The sequence below is a fragment of the Serratia sp. B501 genome (genome assembly GCF_051172315.1).
GTDB lineage: Bacteria > Pseudomonadota > Gammaproteobacteria > Enterobacterales > Enterobacteriaceae > Serratia > Serratia ureilytica.
In genome coordinates this window covers 473,057-492,885 of sequence record NZ_JBPIZB010000001.1, presented here as the reverse complement: position 1 = coordinate 492,885, position 19,829 = coordinate 473,057, and the positions used below count along the sequence as shown (strand labels likewise).

General features: G+C 58.5%; 22 protein-coding genes. 13 read left to right on the top strand and 9 right to left on the bottom strand.

Features of this window, described 5'->3' with window-relative positions:
- Nucleotides 1–25 precede the first annotated feature (25 nt).
- Together ACSBQV_RS02610 and anmK are read right to left on the bottom strand one after the other, a co-directional pair.
- Nucleotides 26–328, bottom strand: a complete 303-nt coding sequence (locus ACSBQV_RS02610; protein WP_004931294.1) for an MliC family protein — start codon at nt 326–328, stop codon at nt 26–28.
- A 45-nt stretch (nt 329–373) separates the two neighbouring features.
- A complete protein-coding gene (anmK, locus tag ACSBQV_RS02605) occupies nt 374–1,495 on the bottom strand; it encodes an anhydro-N-acetylmuramic acid kinase (RefSeq protein WP_033652593.1) in 1,122 nt (373 codons plus the stop codon).
- Nucleotides 1,496–1,846: 351 nt separating this feature from the next.
- Between anmK and ACSBQV_RS02600 the strand changes: the two genes are divergently transcribed.
- Nucleotides 1,847–2,311: a glycine zipper 2TM domain-containing protein gene (locus tag ACSBQV_RS02600; protein ID WP_025159710.1), complete on the top strand. Its 465-nt coding sequence runs from the start codon at nt 1,847–1,849 to the stop codon at nt 2,309–2,311.
- Between the two features lie 93 nt (nt 2,312–2,404).
- Here the strand turns inward: ACSBQV_RS02600 and slyA are convergent, their stop codons facing one another.
- Nucleotides 2,405–2,836, bottom strand: a complete 432-nt coding sequence (gene slyA, locus ACSBQV_RS02595) for a transcriptional regulator SlyA (protein ID WP_004931301.1) — start codon at nt 2,834–2,836, stop codon at nt 2,405–2,407.
- A gap of 180 nt (nt 2,837–3,016) precedes the next feature.
- Between slyA and ACSBQV_RS02590 the strand changes: the two genes are divergently transcribed.
- From ACSBQV_RS02590 to ACSBQV_RS02580, 3 genes are read left to right on the top strand one after another with little or no spacing between them, the layout of a single operon-like run.
- A complete protein-coding gene (locus ACSBQV_RS02590) occupies nt 3,017–3,253 on the top strand; it encodes a DUF1656 domain-containing protein (protein WP_025159708.1) in 237 nt (78 codons plus the stop codon).
- Between the two features lie 3 nt (nt 3,254–3,256).
- Complete coding sequence (locus ACSBQV_RS02585; RefSeq protein WP_099782881.1) at nt 3,257–4,120, top strand: efflux RND transporter periplasmic adaptor subunit; 864 nt, start codon at nt 3,257–3,259, stop codon at nt 4,118–4,120.
- Nucleotides 4,121–4,123: 3 nt separating this feature from the next.
- Entirely contained in the window at nt 4,124–6,154 is a 2,031-nt protein-coding gene (locus ACSBQV_RS02580) for an FUSC family protein (protein WP_033642928.1), read from the top strand.
- On the opposite strand, the gene sodC is transcribed toward ACSBQV_RS02580, so the two are convergent.
- Nucleotides 6,155–6,676 carry a superoxide dismutase family protein gene (sodC, locus tag ACSBQV_RS02575; protein ID WP_033642927.1) on the bottom strand — a complete coding sequence of 174 codons (522 nt, stop codon included), beginning with the start codon at nt 6,674–6,676 and terminating at the stop codon, nt 6,155–6,157.
- Between the two features lie 241 nt (nt 6,677–6,917).
- On the opposite strand from sodC, the gene ACSBQV_RS02570 reads away from it, so the two are divergent.
- Nucleotides 6,918–8,762, top strand: a complete 1,845-nt coding sequence (locus tag ACSBQV_RS02570) for a polyurethane esterase (protein WP_099782879.1) — start codon at nt 6,918–6,920, stop codon at nt 8,760–8,762.
- A gap of 60 nt (nt 8,763–8,822) precedes the next feature.
- On the opposite strand, the gene ACSBQV_RS02565 is transcribed toward ACSBQV_RS02570, so the two are convergent.
- The 3 genes from ACSBQV_RS02565 to ACSBQV_RS02555 form a co-directional block, all read right to left on the bottom strand.
- Nucleotides 8,823–9,719 (bottom strand): aldo/keto reductase, encoded by an 897-nt coding sequence (locus tag ACSBQV_RS02565; RefSeq protein ID WP_047575987.1) that lies wholly within the window; start codon nt 9,717–9,719, stop codon nt 8,823–8,825.
- Nucleotides 9,720–9,819: 100 nt separating this feature from the next.
- Entirely contained in the window at nt 9,820–10,059 is a 240-nt protein-coding gene (locus ACSBQV_RS02560; protein WP_019455980.1) for a DUF1289 domain-containing protein, read from the bottom strand.
- A 21-nt stretch (nt 10,060–10,080) separates the two neighbouring features.
- Complete coding sequence (locus ACSBQV_RS02555) at nt 10,081–11,010, bottom strand: LysR substrate-binding domain-containing protein (protein WP_187174031.1); 930 nt, start codon at nt 11,008–11,010, stop codon at nt 10,081–10,083.
- A gap of 138 nt (nt 11,011–11,148) precedes the next feature.
- On the opposite strand from ACSBQV_RS02555, the gene ACSBQV_RS02550 reads away from it, so the two are divergent.
- The 6 genes from ACSBQV_RS02550 to rnt all read left to right on the top strand — a co-directional run bounded on the left by ACSBQV_RS02550 (nt 11,149) and on the right by rnt (nt 16,980).
- Nucleotides 11,149–11,790, top strand: coding sequence for an NAD(P)-dependent oxidoreductase (locus ACSBQV_RS02550; RefSeq protein WP_099782877.1), 642 nt, complete (start codon nt 11,149–11,151; stop codon nt 11,788–11,790).
- A gap of 136 nt (nt 11,791–11,926) precedes the next feature.
- Entirely contained in the window at nt 11,927–13,564 is a 1,638-nt protein-coding gene (gene eptA / locus ACSBQV_RS02545) for a phosphoethanolamine transferase EptA (RefSeq protein WP_099782875.1), read from the top strand.
- 102 nt (nt 13,565–13,666) lie between these two features.
- The gene (locus ACSBQV_RS02540) at nt 13,667–14,287 is read left to right on the top strand and encodes a TetR/AcrR family transcriptional regulator (protein WP_033642921.1); all 621 of its coding nucleotides are present in this window, start codon (nt 13,667–13,669) and stop codon (nt 14,285–14,287) included.
- Between the two features lie 87 nt (nt 14,288–14,374).
- A complete protein-coding gene (locus ACSBQV_RS02535) occupies nt 14,375–15,478 on the top strand; it encodes an alkene reductase (protein ID WP_099782873.1) in 1,104 nt (367 codons plus the stop codon).
- A 333-nt stretch (nt 15,479–15,811) separates the two neighbouring features.
- Nucleotides 15,812–16,219 (top strand): lactoylglutathione lyase, encoded by a 408-nt coding sequence (gloA, locus tag ACSBQV_RS02530; RefSeq protein WP_072627687.1) that lies wholly within the window; start codon nt 15,812–15,814, stop codon nt 16,217–16,219.
- A 77-nt stretch (nt 16,220–16,296) separates the two neighbouring features.
- On the top strand, nt 16,297–16,980 hold the full coding sequence (rnt, locus tag ACSBQV_RS02525; protein ID WP_099782871.1) for a ribonuclease T: 684 nt from the start codon (nt 16,297–16,299) through the stop codon (nt 16,978–16,980).
- A 68-nt stretch (nt 16,981–17,048) separates the two neighbouring features.
- Here rnt and ACSBQV_RS02520 read toward each other — a convergent pair whose 3' ends face one another.
- Nucleotides 17,049–17,396 carry a Grx4 family monothiol glutaredoxin gene (locus ACSBQV_RS02520; protein ID WP_004931329.1) on the bottom strand — a complete coding sequence of 116 codons (348 nt, stop codon included), beginning with the start codon at nt 17,394–17,396 and terminating at the stop codon, nt 17,049–17,051.
- Between the two features lie 416 nt (nt 17,397–17,812).
- Here ACSBQV_RS02520 and ACSBQV_RS02515 point away from each other — a divergent pair, with 416 nt between their 5' ends.
- Nucleotides 17,813–18,631: a C40 family peptidase gene (locus tag ACSBQV_RS02515; RefSeq protein WP_042784370.1), complete on the top strand. Its 819-nt coding sequence runs from the start codon at nt 17,813–17,815 to the stop codon at nt 18,629–18,631.
- Nucleotides 18,632–18,831: 200 nt separating this feature from the next.
- The gene (sodB, locus tag ACSBQV_RS02510; protein ID WP_004931333.1) at nt 18,832–19,410 is read left to right on the top strand and encodes a superoxide dismutase [Fe]; all 579 of its coding nucleotides are present in this window, start codon (nt 18,832–18,834) and stop codon (nt 19,408–19,410) included.
- A 64-nt stretch (nt 19,411–19,474) separates the two neighbouring features.
- On the opposite strand, the gene ACSBQV_RS02505 is transcribed toward sodB, so the two are convergent.
- Nucleotides 19,475–19,564 carry a YnhF family membrane protein gene (locus tag ACSBQV_RS02505; protein ID WP_094143265.1) on the bottom strand — a complete coding sequence of 30 codons (90 nt, stop codon included), beginning with the start codon at nt 19,562–19,564 and terminating at the stop codon, nt 19,475–19,477.
- Nucleotides 19,565–19,829: the final 265 nt, after the last annotated feature.

The following is a 19,829-nucleotide window of genomic DNA, read 5'->3' as shown; positions in this document are numbered from 1 at the left end:
ATCGCTCCGACGCCGCCGCTGACCGTCACTCCGTCAACACGCAGTCGCTCATGACTACCTTGCCGTTGCGCTCAAGATAGGCATTGCGGTCTTTCGACCAAAAAGTGTATTTGCCGTCACTGTATTTGGCGCCGGTCAACGCCAGCACCTGCTTGAGATGCAGCTGTTCGCCATCCATCAGCAGGCTGACTTCGCTCGCCTTGCCGTCGAGCGCCACCGTCAACGGCGTGGTGCCGCACTGGTAGTGCATCGTCTGGCTGCTCTGCGGCAGGATGTAGCTGCAGCCGGACAGCGCCAGCGCGCCGGCGACGAAAATGACTTTTTTCATACTGTTGCTCCTTAGAAAAATCCTTCACAGGCTATCCTAACAGAGCTAGCGCCCCCCGAATGGCAAAACCGGATAAATCCCACCCAGCACCGTTTCACGGCTGGCGCCGGTCACCGAAGGCAGGTTGCCGGCCTGGCCGGACAGCGTGCGAAACGCCAGCCAGGCGAAGGCCAGCGCCTCCATGTCGTCACCGCTGACGCCGCAATCGTCGGTCAGGCCGACCTCGGTGCCCGGCAGCAGCGCCGACAGGCGCGCCATCAGCAGCGTGTTGCGCGCCCCGCCGCCGCAGACCAGCAGGCGCTCACACCCGCCGGCCAGCTGCACCTGTTCGCTGATGCTGACGGCGGTCAGCTCCGTCAGCGTGGCCTGCACGTCGACTGGCGCAATCGCCGGTAATCCGGCCAGCTGACGCTCCAGCCAGGCGATGTTGAAATACTCGCGGCCGGTGCTTTTCGGCGCAGGCAGCGCGAAGTAAGGGTCCGCCAGCATCTGCTGCAACAGCGGCAAACAGACGCGCCCCTGCATGGCCCAGCCGCCGTCCTGATCGTAAGGTTGCGCGCGGTGGCGCCAGATCCAGGCGTCCATCAGCATGTTGCCCGGCCCGGTGTCGAAACCGCGCACCGGCGCACCGGGCAACAGCAGAGAGAGGTTGGCGATGCCGCCGATGTTCAGCACCATACGCCGCTCGACGGGATGCCCCAGCAGCGCCTGATGAAACGCCGGCACCAGCGGCGCGCCCTGCCCGCCGTAAGCCATGTCGCGCCGGCGGAAATCGCCGACGGTGGTGATATTGGTCAGTGCGGCGATGCGGTTGTTGTCGCCGAGCTGCATGGAGAAACGCGCATCGCCTTCCGGTTCGTGCCATACCGTCTGGCCGTGGCAACCGATGGCGGTGATATGATCCGCGTCGATGCCGGTTTGCTTCAGCAGGCCGAGCACCGCCTCGCCAAACAGCGTGCCCAGCTGTGCGTCCAACCGGCCGACCGCGGCCAGCGTGGTTTGCTGCCCCTGGCACATCCCCAGGATCTCTTTTTTCAGCGCGATCGGCATCGGATGGCTATAGCTTGCCTGCTGCGCCACCATGCGATCGTCAATCGCGGCCAATACCACATCGATTCCGTCCAGACTGGTGCCGGACATGACGCCTATATAGCGGCCTGACTTCATAGCAACATCCTCTAACCCGCACGGTAAGCAAATTTTATCCTGACAAATAAACCAGAATTGACGAATTAACGCCATGAATTATGATGCTTTTTTTACGCACCGTGAGCCAGGTGCGCCGCTGTGGCACATTTTATGTGTTAAACCGTGCGTTAACCGGCAACGGAATGTCGGTGAGGCTGTCATAAAGGTAAACCGCGGTTTATTATTGGTTGAACAGAGAAAAGTTAAGCTGCGTGCAGCGATGAGGCATGGCGCTGTATCAACTTTCAGCCATACTTTGTCTATCATTTTCACTGAATCTTGCCTGGTGAGCATTGCCAGGTTATGGACTACTACCATCAGGAGTTTTATATGATCAAGCGTCTTCTCGTCGTTGCCGTCGCCGCCGTTACGTTGGCTGGGTGTGCCAATGAATCCATGTCCGGCGATGTCTACTCGTCCTCGCAGGCCAAGCAGGTGCAGAACGTCACTTACGGGACGCTGGTTTCCGTGCGTCCGGTTAAAATTCAGGGCGGCGAAGGCTCCAACGCCTTGGGGATGATCGGCGGCGCGGTAATTGGTGGGCTGTTGGGTAACACCGTTGGCGGCGGCACCGGCCGTACGCTGGCTACCGCGGCGGGCGCTATCGCCGGCGGCGCGGCGGGCAACAGCATCGGTGAAGTGGCCGGTCGTACCTCAGGCTACGAGCTGGAAATCAAAACCGACCAGAAAGAGAACATCGTCGTGGTGCAGAAAGCAGGCGACACCAAGTTCAGCCCGGGTCAGCGCGTGCGCATGGCGCGCATGGGCGACACCATCACCGTCTCTCCGCTGTAAGTCAGCAGGCGGCACACGGCAAACCGGAGGCAATCGCCTCCGGTTTTATTTCTGATGCTGTGAAACTGTAATCGTAGAAAAATAAGAATATTATTATTTGTTCTGCAGTTCGGTGATATTTTGTTCTAACTTGCCAATCAGCCCTACCAACAGATGCACTTCGTCGGCGGTAATGCCGCTTAAAATCTCACTGCGCGTAGACGTGATCACACTGTCGACTTCCCTGATGATCGGATCGGCCGCTTCGGTCAGCTTGATGCGCTTCGCGCGGCGATCGTTGGCACAGGTGTGACGCGTGATAAGCCCCTTCTCCTCCAGTTGGTCCAGCGTGCGAACCAGTGACGGTTGCTCGATACCGATCGCCTTGGCCAGCTGGATTTGCGACTGCTCCGGCGGCAAGCGATTGATATTGTGCAACGTAACCCAATGCGTTTGGGTCAGCTCCAACGGCTTGAGCCGATGATCGATGAGCGCTCGCCAAACACGAACCAATCGTGCTAAATCTGAACCTAATGTTGACTCCACTTACCCCTCCTTATAATTAGCATGCTAACATTACCTCCCAGAGCTTAGACTATTTTGGGTAACTCACATTAAAAACACAAATGTATATAATGTATATTGTGGAAATAACCACTATTTTTAGCCGCTATTGTTTAATCGTTATGCAAATATTCAACATATTCACCCGTAGGGATTGTTAATGTGAATACATCATGGTTACACGCCTCATCGCCCTTACCCGATTTGGTCCTGGGGGCATCGCTTTATTTTCCACCCATATTTAAAGCTTTTTTGCTAGGACTGGTCTTATGGTTGCTGATTCATCAGCTGCTCAGGGACTGGATGTATTCCGGTGAAATCTGGCACCCCATGTTGATGGACCTGTCCATTTTCGTCCTGACCGTCAGCGGTTCCTTATGGATTTTAGCGAGTTGGTAACCCATGCAGCGTAAAACATTAAAATACTTTTCTACGGTGATCGTCTGCGCCATTGCCGTCTGCGCCGGTTGGTGGCTCTGGAATTATTATATGCAATCCCCATGGACCCGTGACGGAAAAGTGCGCGCAGAACTCGTCAATATCACCCCTGAGGTTTCTGGAAGATTAGAGAAAATAAGTGCGAATGACAATCAATTCGTACCTGCGGGAAGTCTGATTTTTACCCTCGACCCGGTGCCTTATCAGATCGCGCTGGACAATGCCGAGGCCGCGGTGGCAAAAGCGCAATCGGATCTGGCCAAGGCGGACCACGAAGCCGCCCGACGCCGCGGGTTGCCGCGCAACGTTATTTCCGCTGAAGATTTGGATGAGTCCAATTTAGCCGCTCAGGCAATGAAGGCCGCCTATAAAGCCGCCCTGGCCAACCTGGAACAGGCCAAATGGAATTTGAGCAAAACTAAAATTTACGCGCCGACCGACGGTTATATCACCAATCTGCAGGCGCGGGTCGGGAACTACGCCAACGCCGGCACGCCTTTAGTCGCACTGGTGGATGTCCATTCGTTTTATGTACTCGGTTATTTCGAAGAAACCAAGCTGAAACATATAAAAGAAGGCAATAAAGCCGATATTGTCTTATATAACGGCAACACCCCGTTGCAGGGGGAAGTAGAGAGTATCGGCCGCGCCATTTACGATCAAAGCGTTGACAGCAACAACGATCTATTAATGGATGTTAAGCCCAATGTTCCCTGGGTGCGTTTGGCTCAGCGCGTGCCGGTGCGGATAAAATTGCTCAACGTGCCCGCCGATTTGACGCTGGTTGCCGGCACCACCTGCACCATTTCGATTCATCAGCGGAACTAAAGTGTGAACTTGCCCTTTCTGGAGTGGAGCCGTACCCCCTGGGGTAAGGCGACCGGCGGCCAATGGCGCTATGCGCTGCGTAACTCGCTGGCGATGTGTCTGGCGCTGTGGGTGGCGTTCGTGCTCGAGCTCGACGAACCCTATTGGGCGCTCACCTCCGCCGCGGTGGTCAGCTTCCCCACCATCGGCGGCGTGATCAGCAAAAGCATCGGCCGCATCTTCGGCAGCCTGGTGGGCGCCGCCGCGTCGGTGGCGATCGCCGGCCACTGCCTGAACGATCCCTGGCTGTTCACGCTGTTCATCGCCGCCTGGATCGGGCTATGCACCTATATCTCCAACCATTATCAAAACAACGTTTCCTACGCGTTCGCGCTGGCGGGCTATACCGCCGCCATCATCGCCTTCGGTACGGTCAACGTCACCGATACCCAGCAGATCTTCGATATCGCCCAGGCGCGGGTTTGCGAAGTGATCACCGGCATTCTGTGCGGCGGGCTGATGATGATGATCCTGCCCAGCACCTCCGACGGCGAAGCCTTGCTGACTTCGCTGCGGCGCATGCAGCAGCGGCTGCTGGAGCACGCCGCCATGCTGTGGCAGCCGGAGGTCACCGCACAGATGCGCACCTCGCACGAAGGGGTTATCGGCCAGATCCTGACCATGAACCTGCTGCGCATTCAGGCGTTTTGGAGCCACTACCGCCTGCGGCGGCAAAATAACCTGCTCAACTATCTGCTGCACCAGCAGCTGCGCATTACCAGCGTCATCTCCAGCCTGCGCCGCATGCTGCTGAACTGGCCGGATCGTCCCGCCAATCTGATGCCGGTGCTGACGCAACTGCTGGATGAATTGCGCGATCCCGCCACCGATAAATATCGCTTGGCGCGCCTGCTCCAGCAGATCGCCCCGCAAGATGCAGCGGACTACCGCCATCGCGCCTTCTGGCTGCGTTTGCGTGATTTCTGCTGGCTTTATCTGCGCTGCAACCGCTGGCTGCAGCGATTGGAAAGCGCCACGGCGGTCAGCGATCTCCAGCCGCCGCGCGTCACCTCGCTGGCGCGCCATACCGACAGCTACGAAGCCGCCTATAACGGCCTGCGCACCTTTTTATGCATCGTGATCGGCTGCGCCTACTGGATCAACACGCAGTGGGACGCCGGCAGCGCGGCGCTGACGCTCACCGCCATCAGCTGCGTGCTCTACTCCTCCACGCCTTCGCCGATCAACAGCGTCAGCACCTTGCTCAAGGCGGTGCTGCTGCTCTCGGTCGCCTGCTTCGTGGTGAAATTCGGTTTGATGATCCAGATTGACGATTTCTGGGTGTTCTGCGCCTTCCTGTTCCCGATCCTGGTGACCATGCAGATGCTCAAGCTGCAGAATCCGCCTTATGCCGCGCTTTGGGGGCAGTTGATCGTCTTTATGGGCTCATTTCTGACCGTCAGCAATCCGCCGAGCTATGACTACCAGTCCTTTATCAATGACAACATCGGTAAAATTGTCGGTGTGCTGCTGGCCGGGCTGGCGTTTCAGATCCTGCGCCCCAGCTCGGACAAGCGAAAGAGCCGCCGTATTATCCGCGCGCTGCGCCGCGACTTTATCGATCAGTTGAGCAAAAAGCCGCAGCAGAGCGAAAGCCAGTTTGAATCGCTGATCTACCATCGCATCAGCCAGCTCAATCAAAGTCAGGATCAGGAGGCGCGCACCTGGTTGCTGCGCTGGGGCGTGGTGCTGCTCAACTGCAGCCATATCGTCTGGCAGCTGCGCGACTGGCAAACCCGCTCAGATCCGCTGTCGGCGGTGCGCAACGTTTGTATCCACTGCCTGCGCGGCATCATGACGGAGAAAGGCGTGCAGCACAGTTCGCTGGACGCCACGCTGCAAGAACTGCTGCGCATGAGCAACGCCCTGGCGCACCACCCGGAACAGGCGGCGCGCGATCTGGCCGGCCTGATTTGGCGGCTCTACTGCTCGCTGCAACAATTGCAACAGGCCATTGGCCAGCCCGCCGCCACTGCGGCCGTCAGCGGCGGATGATCACTTGATCACGCCGCAGGCGAAGCGCTCACCGCCGCCGCCGAGCGGCAGCGGATGATCCGAGTGATTATCGCCGCCGGCGTGCACCATCAGCGCCTTGCCCTCAATTTCACTGATTTTTTTCAGCCGCGGCGCCAACACCGGGTCGTTCGCCATGCCGTCGGCGGTCACATAGATGGCCGGCAAATCGCCCAGATGCCCGTCGGCATACGGCCCGAGGTGTTTCCCGGTTTTTTGCGGATCAAAATGCCCGCCGGCCGCCAGCGCCGCCACCGCCTTACCGTCCTTCATGCCCGGCTCGCAGCTGCCTTTCTCATGCACATGGAAACCGTGCACCCCGGCCGGCAAGGCTTTCAGGCTCGGCGTGAACAGTAAGCCGTAAGGCGTTTCGCTGATGGCCACTTTGCCGATATCCTGACCGATGCCCTGCCCGGTCACCAAGTTCATCTCGACGTCGACCGTCGCCGCCTGAGCGGCCCCGCAGGCCATCAGGCCAAGCGCCGCATACCAATAACGTTTCATCAATCAGTCTCCTTAATGACTCTATCGAGTTATCAGTATAGGAGAGCCAGCGCCAGCACTGTTAACCAACGCACAATCTCGCCAATTTGATTCGCGGGCCTAATATTTAGCACCAATAATAATTCTACCGATGTTGGTCCTCTGACCAGCTGTCGTTCGGCTAACGTTGTTTCCCTGTTTCCACCGCCGACGCGCGAGAGTTCACTTCCCGGCCAGGCGGCATACTTCATAAGGAACTGATATGGGCATCTTTAGCTATAAGGATCTGGACGAAAACGCGTCAAAGGCGCTGTTTTCCGACGCCTTGGCCATCTCTACCTACGCTTACCACAATATCGATAACGGCTTCGATGAAGGCTATCACCAGACCGGTTTCGGCCTCGGTCTGCCGCTGACGCTGATCACGGCGCTCATCGGCAGCACCCAGTCGCAGGGCGGCCTGCCCGGTCTTCCCTGGAACCCCGACTCCGAACAGGCCGCGCAGGACGCGGTGAACAATGCCGGCTGGTCAGTGATCGACGCCGCGCAGTTGGGTTACGCCGGCAAAACCGATGCGCGCGGCACCTACTACGGCGAAACCGCCGGTTACACCACCGCTCAGGCCGAGGTGCTGGGCAAATATGACAGCGAAGGCAATCTCACCGCCATTGGCATCTCATTTCGCGGTACCAGCGGCCCGCGCGAGTCGCTGATCGGCGATACCATCGGCGATGTGATTAACGATCTGTTGGCCGGGTTCGGGCCGAAAGGCTATGCCGACGGCTATACGCTGAAGGCCTTCGGCAATTTGCTGGGGGACGTGGCGAAATTCGCGCAGGCCCACGGGCTGAGCGGCGAAGACGTGGTGATCAGCGGCCACAGCCTCGGCGGGCTGGCGGTCAACAGCATGGCGGCGCAGAGCGACGCCAACTGGGGCGGCTTCTACGCGCAATCCAACTATGTCGCCTTCGCCTCGCCGACCCAGTACGAAGCCGGCGGCAAGGTGATCAACATCGGCTATGAGAACGATCCGGTGTTTCGCGCGCTCGACGGCACCTCGCTGACCCTGCCGTCATTGGGCGTTCACGATGCGCCGCATACCTCCGCCACCAACAATATCGTCAACTTCAACGACCACTATGCGTCGGACGCCTGGAATCTGTTGCCGTTCTCCATTCTCAACATTCCGACCTGGCTATCCCACCTGCCGTTCTTCTATCAGGATGGTCTAATGCGGGTGCTGAACTCCGAGTTTTATTCGCTGACCGACAAAGACTCGACCATCATCGTCTCCAACCTGTCGAACGTCACGCGCGGCAGTACCTGGGTGGAAGATCTGAACCGCAACGCGGAAACGCACAGCGGGCCGACGTTTATCATCGGCAGCGACGGCAATGATTTGATCAAGGGCGGCAAAGGCAACGACTATCTCGAGGGCCGCGACGGTGACGATATCTTCCGCGACGCCGGCGGCTATAACCTGATCGCCGGCGGCAAAGGCCACAATATCTTCGATACCCAGCAGGCGTTGAAAAACACCGAGGTCGCCTACGACGGCAATACGCTTTACCTGCGCGACGCCAAGGGCGGCATTACGCTGGCGGACGACATCGGCACCCTGCGCAGCAAAGAAACCTCCTGGCTGATTTTCAGCAAAGAGGTGGATCATCAGGTGACCGCCGCCGGATTGAAATCGGATTCGGACCTCAAAGCCTATGCAGCCGCCACCACCGGCGGCGACGGCGATGACGTCCTGCAGGCTCGCAGCCACGACGCCTGGCTGTTCGGCAATGCCGGCAACGATACGCTGATCGGCCATGCCGGCGGCAACCTGACCTTCGTCGGCGGCAGCGGCGATGACATCCTGAAGGGGGTCGGCAACGGCAATACCTTCCTGTTCAGCGGCGATTTCGGCCGCGACCAGCTGTATGGCTTCAATGCCACCGACAAACTGGTATTTATCGGCACCGAGGGTGCCAGCGGGAATATCCGCGACTATGCCACGCAGCAAAACGACGATCTGGTGCTGGCCTTCGGCCACAGCCAGGTCACGCTGATCGGCGTCTCGCTCGATCATTTCAACCCCGATCAGGTGGTGTTGGCCTAAAGAGCGACGTAAAAAAAGCCGGGCGCTTTCGCCGCCCGGCTTTCCTCTTTCTACCCCGTCTCAGGGCACGTCATACCCCAACGCCGCCTTGCGAATGCGGAACCACTGCTGGCGGTTCAGCGCCAGTTTCTGCGCCTTCAATGCCGAACGCACCCGCTCGATCTTGCCGGAGCCGATAATCGGCAGCGGCGAAGACGGCAGGCGCATCACCCAGGCATAAACCACCTGTTCAATGGTCTCGGCGCCGATCTCTTGCGCCACCCGCAGCAGCTCGTCGCGCAGCGGCTGGAACTCGGCGTCGTTGAACAAGCGGCCGCCGCCCAGGCAGGACCAGGCCATCGGTTTGATGCGCAGCTGCTGGCACTGGTCGAGCGTGCCGTCCAGGATCGCCGGTTGGTGAATCGGCGAAATTTCCACCTGATTGGTGACCAGAGAGAACGGCAGACGCGACTGCAGCAGTTGGAACTGCGCGGGCGTAAAGTTAGAGACGCCGAAATGGCGCACCTTGCCGCTTTTGTGCAGCGCGACAAAGGCTTCGGCCACGTCGTCAGCGTCCATCAACGGATCCGGGCGGTGGATCAGCAACAGATCGAGGTAGTCGGTATGCAGATGGCGCAGCGAGTGTTCCGCGCTCTGTACGATATGATCGCGATCGGTGATGTAGTGGCCGATCGGGTTGCCGGGCTTGGCGGTGGTGGCGATGCCGCACTTGCTCACCAGCTCCAGCGACTGCCGCAACGCGGGCTTCAGGCGCAGCGCGTCGCCGAATGCCTGCTCGCAGGCATAACCACCGTAGATATCTGCGTGATCGACGGTGGTGACGCCCAGTTCGACATGCTGTTCGATAAACGTCAGCAGCTGCTGCGGCGACATGCCCCACTCCATCAACCGCCAGTAACCGCAAATCATGCGGGAAAATTCAGGCCCCTGCGGCGCGAGACGAATGCGTTCTACCATTGCGAAAACCTCATGACATTAGTTGTCAGCCAGCATACACAAGCCGGTGAGGCGCAGGGAAGCGCAAAGGCGCATGAACGTGCGGCAGATCAGGAAAGGGTCAAAACAGCGAAGGCTGTTCCGGCAGCGGCTCGTCGGGGGCTTTGTTGGCGCGCTGCAGGCGCAGGAAACGTTGGCGACACAGACGCAGCACTTCGCGCTTTTGCGCGTCGCTCATGCTCATCCAGCCGAACCGCTCCTCGCGGCTGCGCAGGCAGCCACGGCAGAAACCGCGATCGTCGGCCTGGCAAATGCCGCGACACGGGCTGGGGATGTCGAAAAATTCAAGCTGCTGTGCCACGGGCCCTCCTGCATTCTCCTGCTAATTGAAGACGTCATCGCCGCCGCTGGCAAGTCCCTTTTCGCCATTGCGGCGAAAATAGTCGCGCAAATAGCGCAGCGCCTGGCGGCTTTTCTCCGGCATAGTGCGTTCCAGCGTCAGCGCGTGCAGCCGGAGCGGCGCCGGCCGCCACTCCGGCAACAGCAGCAACAGCTCGCCGCGCTGCAGCTCGTCGCCAATTTCATACAGCGGCTGAACGGAAATGCCCAGACCGGCGCGGGTAAAGGCGCGCATCACGTTCATGCTCTCGCTGACGATCTGCCCCTCCGCCAGCCGCAGCTTGACCTGCTGGCCGGATTGATGCAGCAAATCCAGATGGGCCCCGCTGTAGCCGCTGGAGATCCAACGGTGCTGCACCAAATCCTGCGGCTTTTCCGGCACCCCATGCTGGCTGAGGTAACGCGGCGCCGCGCACAGCACCATCGGCCACGCCGTCAGCGGGTGAGCGATCATATTGGCGTCCGCCAGTTGACGATTGGCGCGCAGCGCAATGTCGACCCGCTGTTCTATCATGTCGACGATGCGATCGTCCGCCAGCACCCGCAGCGTCAGCTTGGGATGCGCCTGCAACAGCGGCGCCAGCGCCTCCGCCAACGAGCGGCCGCCGATGCCGACCGGAGTGGCGATGCGCAGCTCGCCCACCAGCGTGTCCCGCAGTTCCGCCAGCCGCTGCTCCGCCTGCTGCGCCTGTTGCAACATCGCCTCGCAGCCGGGATAAAACGCCGCCCCCGCCTCGGTCAACGCCAGACGGCGGGTGGAGCGGTGCAACAGCGGCACCCCGAGCGCCTTCTCCAGCGAGCGCATATGCTGACTGACCGCCGACGGCGTCATGCCCAACCGCCGCGCCGCACCGGCCAACGATCCCTCCGCCACCACGGTGGCGAACACCGCCATTCGATTGAGTTTATCCACGATTATGAAGTTTTACTTAATCAAGAAAGCATGAATATGGCACTAATCACGGCTATTGTTAAGGACTAGAGTAGATCCCACGCAGCAGGCACATCGGCCTGCCTTACGATACTGACCCATCCCTGAAGGAGCATACAGATGAAAGTAGCCATTATTGGAGCAACCGGTTTTGTTGGCCGCCGTGTGGTGGATGAAGCGCTGGCTCGCGGCATTCAGGTAACGGCGATCGCCCGTCAGAAAAAAGATTTGCCGGACCACGCCAATCTGACCGTCGCGCTGGGCGACGTCGCCGATACCGCCTGGCTGGCGGGGCAATTGCACGGTCAGGATGCGGTGATCAGCGCCTACAATCCCGGCTGGGGCGAAGACAACCTGTATGAGAAGACTACGCGCGGCGCCCAGCAGATCCTTACCGCGGTCGAGCAGTCAGGCGTCAAGCGCCTGTTGGTGGTGGGCGGCGCAGGCAGCCTGGAAGTGGCGCCGGGCGTTGAACTGGTGGATACGCCGCAATTCCCGGAAAATATCCGCCCCGGCGCGCAGGCGGTGCGCGATCTGCGCAATAAACTGCGCAACGAATCAGCGCTCGACTGGACCTATCTCTCTCCGGCCGCCCTGCTGGAACCGGGCAAACGCACCGGCCAGTTCCGCCTCGGCACCACGCATCTGCTGATGAACGGCGACGCGCCGGCCAGCATTTCGGTGGAAGATCTGGCGGTGGCTATCGTCGATGAGATTGAAAAACCTCAGTTTATTCGCGCCCAATTCACCGCCGCCTACTAATTCCCCTCACCGCCAGGCCACCGGCCTGGCGTTTTCCCGCGTTCGCCGCCGCCAGTATTCTGAATTTCTAAGGTTTTCTTAAGTTTCATCCGGTAGATTTCAAGGCATTATCTACTCTCAGGATCCAGATTTGGCAATGTGGTTACGTCAACGCTTACAGTGCAACAGCCTCGGTTTTATCCTCGCCACCGCCCTGTTCTTCACTCTGTTCCAAAACGCGTTATTCCTGCATCGCGCCTGGTCGTATATCACCTTCGATAGCGTCCACAGCGCGATATTCGCCGCCAGCATGCCGGTGGTGATCTTCTGTGCGCTGAATATTATCTTCAGCGTGTTGACCGTGCCCTACCTGCGCAAACCGCTGATCGTCTTTTTCTTGCTCGGCAGCGCCGCAGCCAACTATTTCATGTACAGCTATGGCGTGGTGATCGACGGCAACATGATGCAAAACGCCTTTGAAACCAACACCCACGAAGCGACGGCGTTGCTGACGCCGCGCATGGGGCTGTGGCTGGCGCTGCTAGGCGTCCTGCCGGCGGCGGCGGTTTGCTTCACCCATATTCGCCAGACCCGCCCCTGGTGGTACATGGTTGGGTTGCGCGCCGCCAACGTCATGCTGTCATTGGTGGTGATCCTGATCATCGCCGCGCTGTTCTACAAAGACTACGCTTCGCTGATCCGCAACAATAAAAGCGTGGTGAAGATGTTGACGCCTTCCAACTTCGTCGCCGGCACCATCAAGTTTACCGAGCAGCGCTACTTCACGCGCAATCTGCCGCTGGTGAAAATCGGTGAAGACGCGCGTAAAGGACCGCTGATCGCCGGTCAGGCCAAGAAAACGCTGGTGATCCTGGTGGTAGGCGAAACCGCCCGCGCCGAAAACTTCTCTCTCGGGGGCTATGATCGCGAGACCAACCCGCGCCTCAAGCAGGACAACGTGGTCTATTTCAAGAACGCCAGCTCTTGCGGCACCGAAACGGCGATCTCCGTCCCCTGCATGTTCTCCAACATGCCGCGCAAAGCGTACGACGCAACTCAGGCGACGCACCAGGAAGGCATGCTCGACGTGCTGGCGCATGCCGGCGTCAACGTGCTGTGGCGCGATAATGACGGCGGCTGCAAAGGCGCCTGCGATCGGGTGCCGCACATCGACATGACCAAACTGAAACTGCCGCAGGACTGTGACGGCGAAGTTTGCATGGACAATGTGCTGTTGTACAAACTGAACGACTATATCAATAGCCTGAAAGACGACGGCGTGATCGTGTTGCACCAGATGGGCAGCCACGGCCCGGCTTATTACCGCCGCAGCACGCCGCAGTTCCAGACGTTTTCGCCGACCTGCAACAGCAATCAGATCCAGGATTGCAGCCATGAACAGCTGGTGAACACCTACGACAACTCGATCCTGTATACCGACGCGATGCTAGATGCCACCATCAAGCTGCTGCAGCAGTATGACGACCGGTTCAATACCGCGCTGGTCTACCTGTCCGATCACGGCGAATCGCTGGGAGAAAACGGCATGTATCTGCACGGCACGCCTTATGTCTTCGCGCCGAGCCAGCAAACTCACGTGCCATTCCTGATGTGGATGTCGGCCGACTATCAGCGCAATTTCGGCATCGATCGCCAGTGCCTGAGCGCGCTGGCGGAAAAGGACGACGTGTCGCAGGACAATCTGTTCCACACCCTGCTGGGCATGCTGAATGTGCAGACGCGTGAATATCAATCCCAGTTGGATATTCTGCAACGCTGCCGCAACGCGGCGTAAGCGCTTAACTTCCGCGTGCCGCTGAGGCACAATGCTTGAGACCAACCGGCGTTTTGTGCGCCGGTTTTTTTATTCCCATTGACCTAGACCAATCGGTCTATTATGCTCGGCGCCATGATGACCAAATCAACGCATTGCAACGTGGATACACGTGAACATCTGCTCGCCACCGGCGAAACCCTCAGCCTGCGCCTGGGCTTTACCGGCATGGGGCTGAGCGAACTGCTGGCCACGGCGGGCGTGCCGAAAGGGTCGTTCTACCACTATTTCCGCTCGAAGGAAGCCTTCGGCGAAGCGATGCTGCAACGCTATTTCGCGCACTATGATGCGCAAATGCAAAAGCTGTTTGCCGACGAGCACACCGATGCCCGCCACCAGCTCTTGGGGTATTACGCCCAGGCCATCAGTTACCACTGCCGCAGCGAATGTCACAACGCCTGTCTGGCGGTGAAACTCTCCGCCGAGGTGAGCGACCTGTCGGAGCCGATGCGCCATGCGCTGGAAACCGGGACCGCCCGGGTGATCGGCCACCTGCAGGCGGCCATTGAGCGCGGCATCGCCGAGGGATCGCTGTCGGTAGCCATGAGCCCGGCGGCAACCGCAGAGACGCTGTATGCCCTGTGGCTCGGCGCCTCGCTGCGCGCCAAGATCCGGCGATCGTTGGCCCCGTTGACCAGCGCGCTGGAAAGCATCGAGTTGCTGCTGCGCCCGCCGCAGCCGTAACACCACCGTCTTTTTTCGTGAAAATGCAGTTCGTGTTTTTTTATCGCCCATAACTAGACGACCGGTCTATTAAATACAGGATGCACTATGAAGACTGAAAAATTGCTCTCTCCGCTGAAAGTTGGCGCAGTCACCCTGCCCAACCGCGTGTTTATGGCTCCGCTGACGCGTCTGCGCAGCATCGAACCGGGCGACATTCCCACGCCGCTGATGGCGGAGTATTATGCGCAGCGCGCCGGCGCCGGTCTGATCGTGACCGAAGCGACGCAGATATCCTTCCAGGCGAAAGGCTACGCCGGTGCGCCGGGCCTGCATACCCCGGAACAGATCGCCGCGTGGAAACACATCACGCAGGCGGTACACGACAAAAACGGCCACATCGCCGTACAGCTGTGGCACGTAGGCCGCATCTCCCACAGCAGCCTCCAGCCGGGCGGACAAGCGCCGGTCGCCCCTTCGGCGATCAACGCGGACACCCGCACCACCGTGCGTGACGAAACCGGCGCCTGGGTGCGCGTACCGACCTCTACGCCGCGCGCGCTGGAAACCAGCGAGATCCCGGGCATCGTCAACGATTTCCGCCAGGCGACCGCCAACGCGCGTGAAGCCGGCTTCGACTTTATCGAGCTGCATGCGGCTCACGGCTATCTGCTGCACCAGTTCATGTCTCCGGCGTCTAACCAGCGTACCGATCAATACGGCGGCAGCATCGAGAATCGCACCCGCCTGACGCTGGAAGTGGTCGACGCCGCCATCGCAGAATGGGGCTCCGAGCACATCGGCATCCGCATCTCGCCGCTGGGGCCGTTCAACGGCCTGGACAACGGTGAAGATCAGGAAGAAGCGGCGCTGTACCTGGTGGAAGAGCTGAACAAACGCAACATCGCCTATCTGCACATCTCCGAACCGGACTGGGCCGGCGGCAAACCGTATTCCGACGCCTTCCGTGACTCGGTGCGCGCCCACTTTAAAGGGGTGATCGTCGGCGCCGGCGCCTACACCGCTGAAAAAGCCGAAGCGTTGATCGAAAAAGGCTTCATCGACGCGGTGGCCTTTGGCCGTAGCTACATCGCCAATCCGGATTTGGTCGAGCGTTTCCGTCAACACGCCCCGCTCAACGAACCTAAGCCGGAAACCTTCTACGGCGGTGGCGCCGAAGGTTATACCGACTATCCGTTTCTGACGAAGTAACCCGTCCTGACCCTAAACGGCCACGCAACCGCCTGGCCGTTTTTTTATGCACGCAAAAAGGCCCGCACAAGGCGGGCCGACGTTCCCTGGTGTTGTTATCTGCTACAGGTCAATTTCTACACGGTTACGCGCGGAATTGATAATTGATTGTGCAGATCAATTACTTCGTATCGATCGGTACACTCGATCAATATTTAAACACCCATGGCGAGGGGGCGAAAAGTGACATCGTCACCAACTCGTCACGTTGAATTCCCTTGCGGGACAAGGCTATACTCGCTTGTGCTTCAATCCACCCGCCGTCTGCCACGGCACAGTCAATTCAGAGGAATTATGCGCTTACTCCATACCATGATCCGCGTCGGTGATCTGCAACGCTCCATCGACTTCTATACCAAGGTATTAGGCATGCGCCTGCTGCGCACCAGCGAAAACCCGGAGTACAAATACTCGCTGGCTTTTGTCGGCTATACGGAAGAAAGCGAAGGCGCGGTTATCGAACTGACCTATAACTGGGGCACCGACAGCTACGACATGGGCACCGCCTTCGGCCACCTGGCGCTGGGCGTGGACGACGTCGCCGCCACCTGCAACAACATCCGTCGCGCCGGCGGCAACGTCACCCGTGAGGCCGGCCCGGTGAAAGGCGGCACCACGGTGATCGCGTTCGTCGAAGATCCGGACGGTTATAAAATCGAGCTGATCGAAAACAAACACGCCGGCCAAGGCCTCGGCCACTAAGCCTTTCTCGGGGCGCGCCTGCGCCCCGCTGATTCTCCGCGCGATAGCGCCTGCAACCGGGCGCAAAATTTGCCATAATGCGCGCTGCATTCGATGAAGATAAGAAACTGATGGCCGAAAAAAGTGATCTTAACGCCCTGAGTGGTCGTTTTCGTGGGTTTTATCCCGTAGTAATAGATGTTGAAACCGCCGGTTTCAACGCCAATACCGATGCGCTGCTGGAAATCGCCGCCGTGACGCTGAAAATGGATGAAGACGGCTGGCTGCAGCGCGACGAAACCCTGCACTTCCACGTGGAGCCTTTCGAGGGCGCCAACCTGCAACCGGAAGCGCTGGCGTTTAACGGCATCGATCCGCACAACCCGCTGCGCGGTGCGGTCAGCGAATACGACGCGCTGCACGCCATTTTCAAAACGGTGCGCAAAGGGCTCAAGGATCGCGGTTGCAACCGGGCCATTATCGTCGCGCACAACGCCAACTTCGATCACAGCTTCCTGATGGCCGCGGCCGAACGCGCCGGTTTGAAGCGTAATCCGTTCCATCCGTTCGCCACCTTCGACACCGCTGCGCTGAGCGGCCTGGTGCTGGGGCAAACGGTGCTGGCCAAAGCCTGCATCGCCGCCGGCATGCCGTTCGACAGCAGCCAGGCGCACTCCGCGCTGTACGACACCGAACAAACCGCCCTGCTGTTTTGTGAGTTGGTTAACCGCTGGAAGCGTCTCGGCGGCTGGCCGCTGCCCGCCGGCGATCTCGCCGAATAGGCCCAATAAAAAAGGCGGCCCAGTTTGCACTGGCGCCGCCCGTTACGCGATAACCGCAAGTCTGTCGATTAAGACTGCTGGTCTTCCTGCGCTTTATACTTTTCTGCCGTTTCTTTGATCAGCTGCTGCAATTCGCCGCGCTGATACATTTCGATGATGATATCGCAACCGCCGACCAGCTCACCGTCTACCCACAGCTGCGGGAAAGTCGGCCAGTTGGCGTATTTTGGCAACTCGGCGCGGATGTCCGGGTTTTGCAGAATATCCACATAGGCGAAACGCTCGCCGCAGGCGGACAGCGCTTGCACAGCCTGCGCAGAGAAGCCGCAGCTCGGCAGCTTTGGCGAACCCTTCATGTACAGCAGAATCGGGTTTTCAGCGATCTGGTGCTGAATTTTTTCAAGTGTCGTCGTCATTTATTGCTTCCTCAAGCCACATTTCATGGCTACAACATGCATCACGCGGGCTATTGTAGCGGCTGGAACAGTCGCAAGAAAACGCCATCTTTTGCAAGGATATTCGCCCGCCGCCGATCGCGTTTCACCGGCCACGTCATTCCGGTCAAAACATACGTTGAGAATAACATTTTTAATCCGACCATTTCACTAATATATTGCGCCGCGATGACGGCGCGGCTTAATTATATCCGCCACAGCCGCCTGGCGCTTTTTTATACACCAACGGGCTGATTTTAAACCAAAAAAAATGTCATTAACGTTTTCTCACAATATGGATTATTATTTATGAGTTCTTCGCTGTTTTATATGGCGAAATTCGGGAATACTGTAACTCTTTCGATATCCGTTTCGGGGCCAAGGTTGGTGACGTCGACATGCGTTTAATTCTTACGCTCTTTGCGCTGCTGTTTACGCAGCTCTTCTTCAATTTGGCGCACGCTGCGCCACAGGCGCGTGTTGCCGCCGAGCAGCGTAAAAGCCATGCCAATGAAGCGCGGCCCGATGACCGCAGAAAAAAGAAAGCGGATAAAGCCGCCAAAAAAGCCAAAGTGACGGCCCCCGAGAAAAAAACCAAGACCGCCAAGGTCAAAAGCGAAAAAAGCGCGAAAAAGATCGTCAGCGCCAAACCCAAGGCCAAAGCGCAGAAAACCGCCAAAATTAAAGTCACCCCGCCGAAAAAGGGCTACAAAAAAGGCTATGGCCGCCACCGCGAAGCCGGTATGGCCACCGCCAAGCTGGCGCGTGATGAAAAACCGTTGAAACTCAGCCCGGCGCACAAAAAGCGTTACCAGCACGCCAAGCAGACCGCGATGGCCAAGCTGATGGATCAGATGGGCAAGCCTTACCGCTGGGGCGGCAGCTCGCCGCGCACCGGCTTCGACTGCAGCGGCCTCATCTATTACGCCTATAAAGACGTGGTGAAAATCAAGATGCCGCGCACCGCCAACGAAATGTATCACCTGCGCGACGCGGCGCCGATCAAGAAAAGCGAACTGGAAAGCGGCGATCTGGTGTTCTTCCGCATTAACAACCGCGGCGTGGCGGATCATGTCGGCGTCTACCTCGGCAACGGCAAATTCATCCAGTCGCCGCGCACCGGCGAAGAGATCCGCATCAGCCAGCTCGACAACGACTATTGGCAGAACCACTATATCGGTGCTCGCCGCGTAGTGACGCCGAAAACCATCCGTTAATTCCCTGCTCTTCGCGGTTGCGGCCTCGGCCGCAACCGCCTGCTCAAGCTATCGCCCATCGCACTCCCCCACGCGCATTTCTCGCTTTTCCTCCTGTTTTTTATGATGAAAATTGTTAAGATTGAATGACCACAATAAAAAACGGCCCATCCGGCGTTCGCCCCGGCGAGAAGCTGAATGGCGCTGTAAAGGAGGAAGCAATGTCGTTTGAATTACCTGCATTACCGTATGAGAAAAACGCGCTCGAGCCGCACATCTCCGCCGAGACCCTGGAATACCACTACGGCAAACACCACAACACCTACGTGGTGAACCTGAACAACCTGGTGAAAGGCAGCGAGTTCGAAGGCAAATCGCTCGAAGAGATCATCAAGACCTCTAACGGCGGCGTGTTCAACAACGCCGCGCAGGTGTGGAACCACACCTTCTACTGGCACTGCCTGTCGCCACAGGGCGGCGGTGAACCGCAGGGCGAACTGGCGGCGGCGATCGTCAAATCCTTCGGCTCTTTCGCTGCGTTCAAAGAGCAGTTCACCGATGCGGCCGTGAAAAACTTCGGTGCCGGCTGGACCTGGCTGGTGAAAAAACCGGACGGCGCGCTGGCGATCGTCAACACTTCCAACGCGGCAACCCCGCTGACCGGCGAAGACAAACCGCTGCTGACCGTTGACGTGTGGGAACACGCGTATTACATCGATTACCGCAATGCGCGTCCAAAATACCTGGAAAACTTCTGGGCGTTGGTCAACTGGACTTTCGCGGCGGAAAACCTGGCGTAAGCGCAGGCCTTGCCTAAGTGATGAGGCGCAGCTTGGCTGCGCCTTTTTTAAAACTGGCGGGAAATCAGTTCAACGCGGCGACAAAGCTGAAAGCGATGATCATCGCCAATGCGCAAACGGTGGTGAACAGCGACATCTTCAGATCGGTATCCATGACAACTCCTTTAAAATGGGCTTTCCTAAGGATAAAAGGCGCACAATTAGTACGTCAAATCATTTTCCCACAGTTCGCCGATAAAATCTTGTTATCATTTCCCGGTTTATAATCTCGATTACCTCTTCCACTTTTGTTCAATATGCGACAAAATTCGCAGTTCACAACTGCGTACCGGCATTCATGCCCCTCCTGATTAAGCGCTGACGACTTCAACACTAAAAACTCAGTTTTCGCTTCTCTGGAGAAGGATCTACGTAGGCAA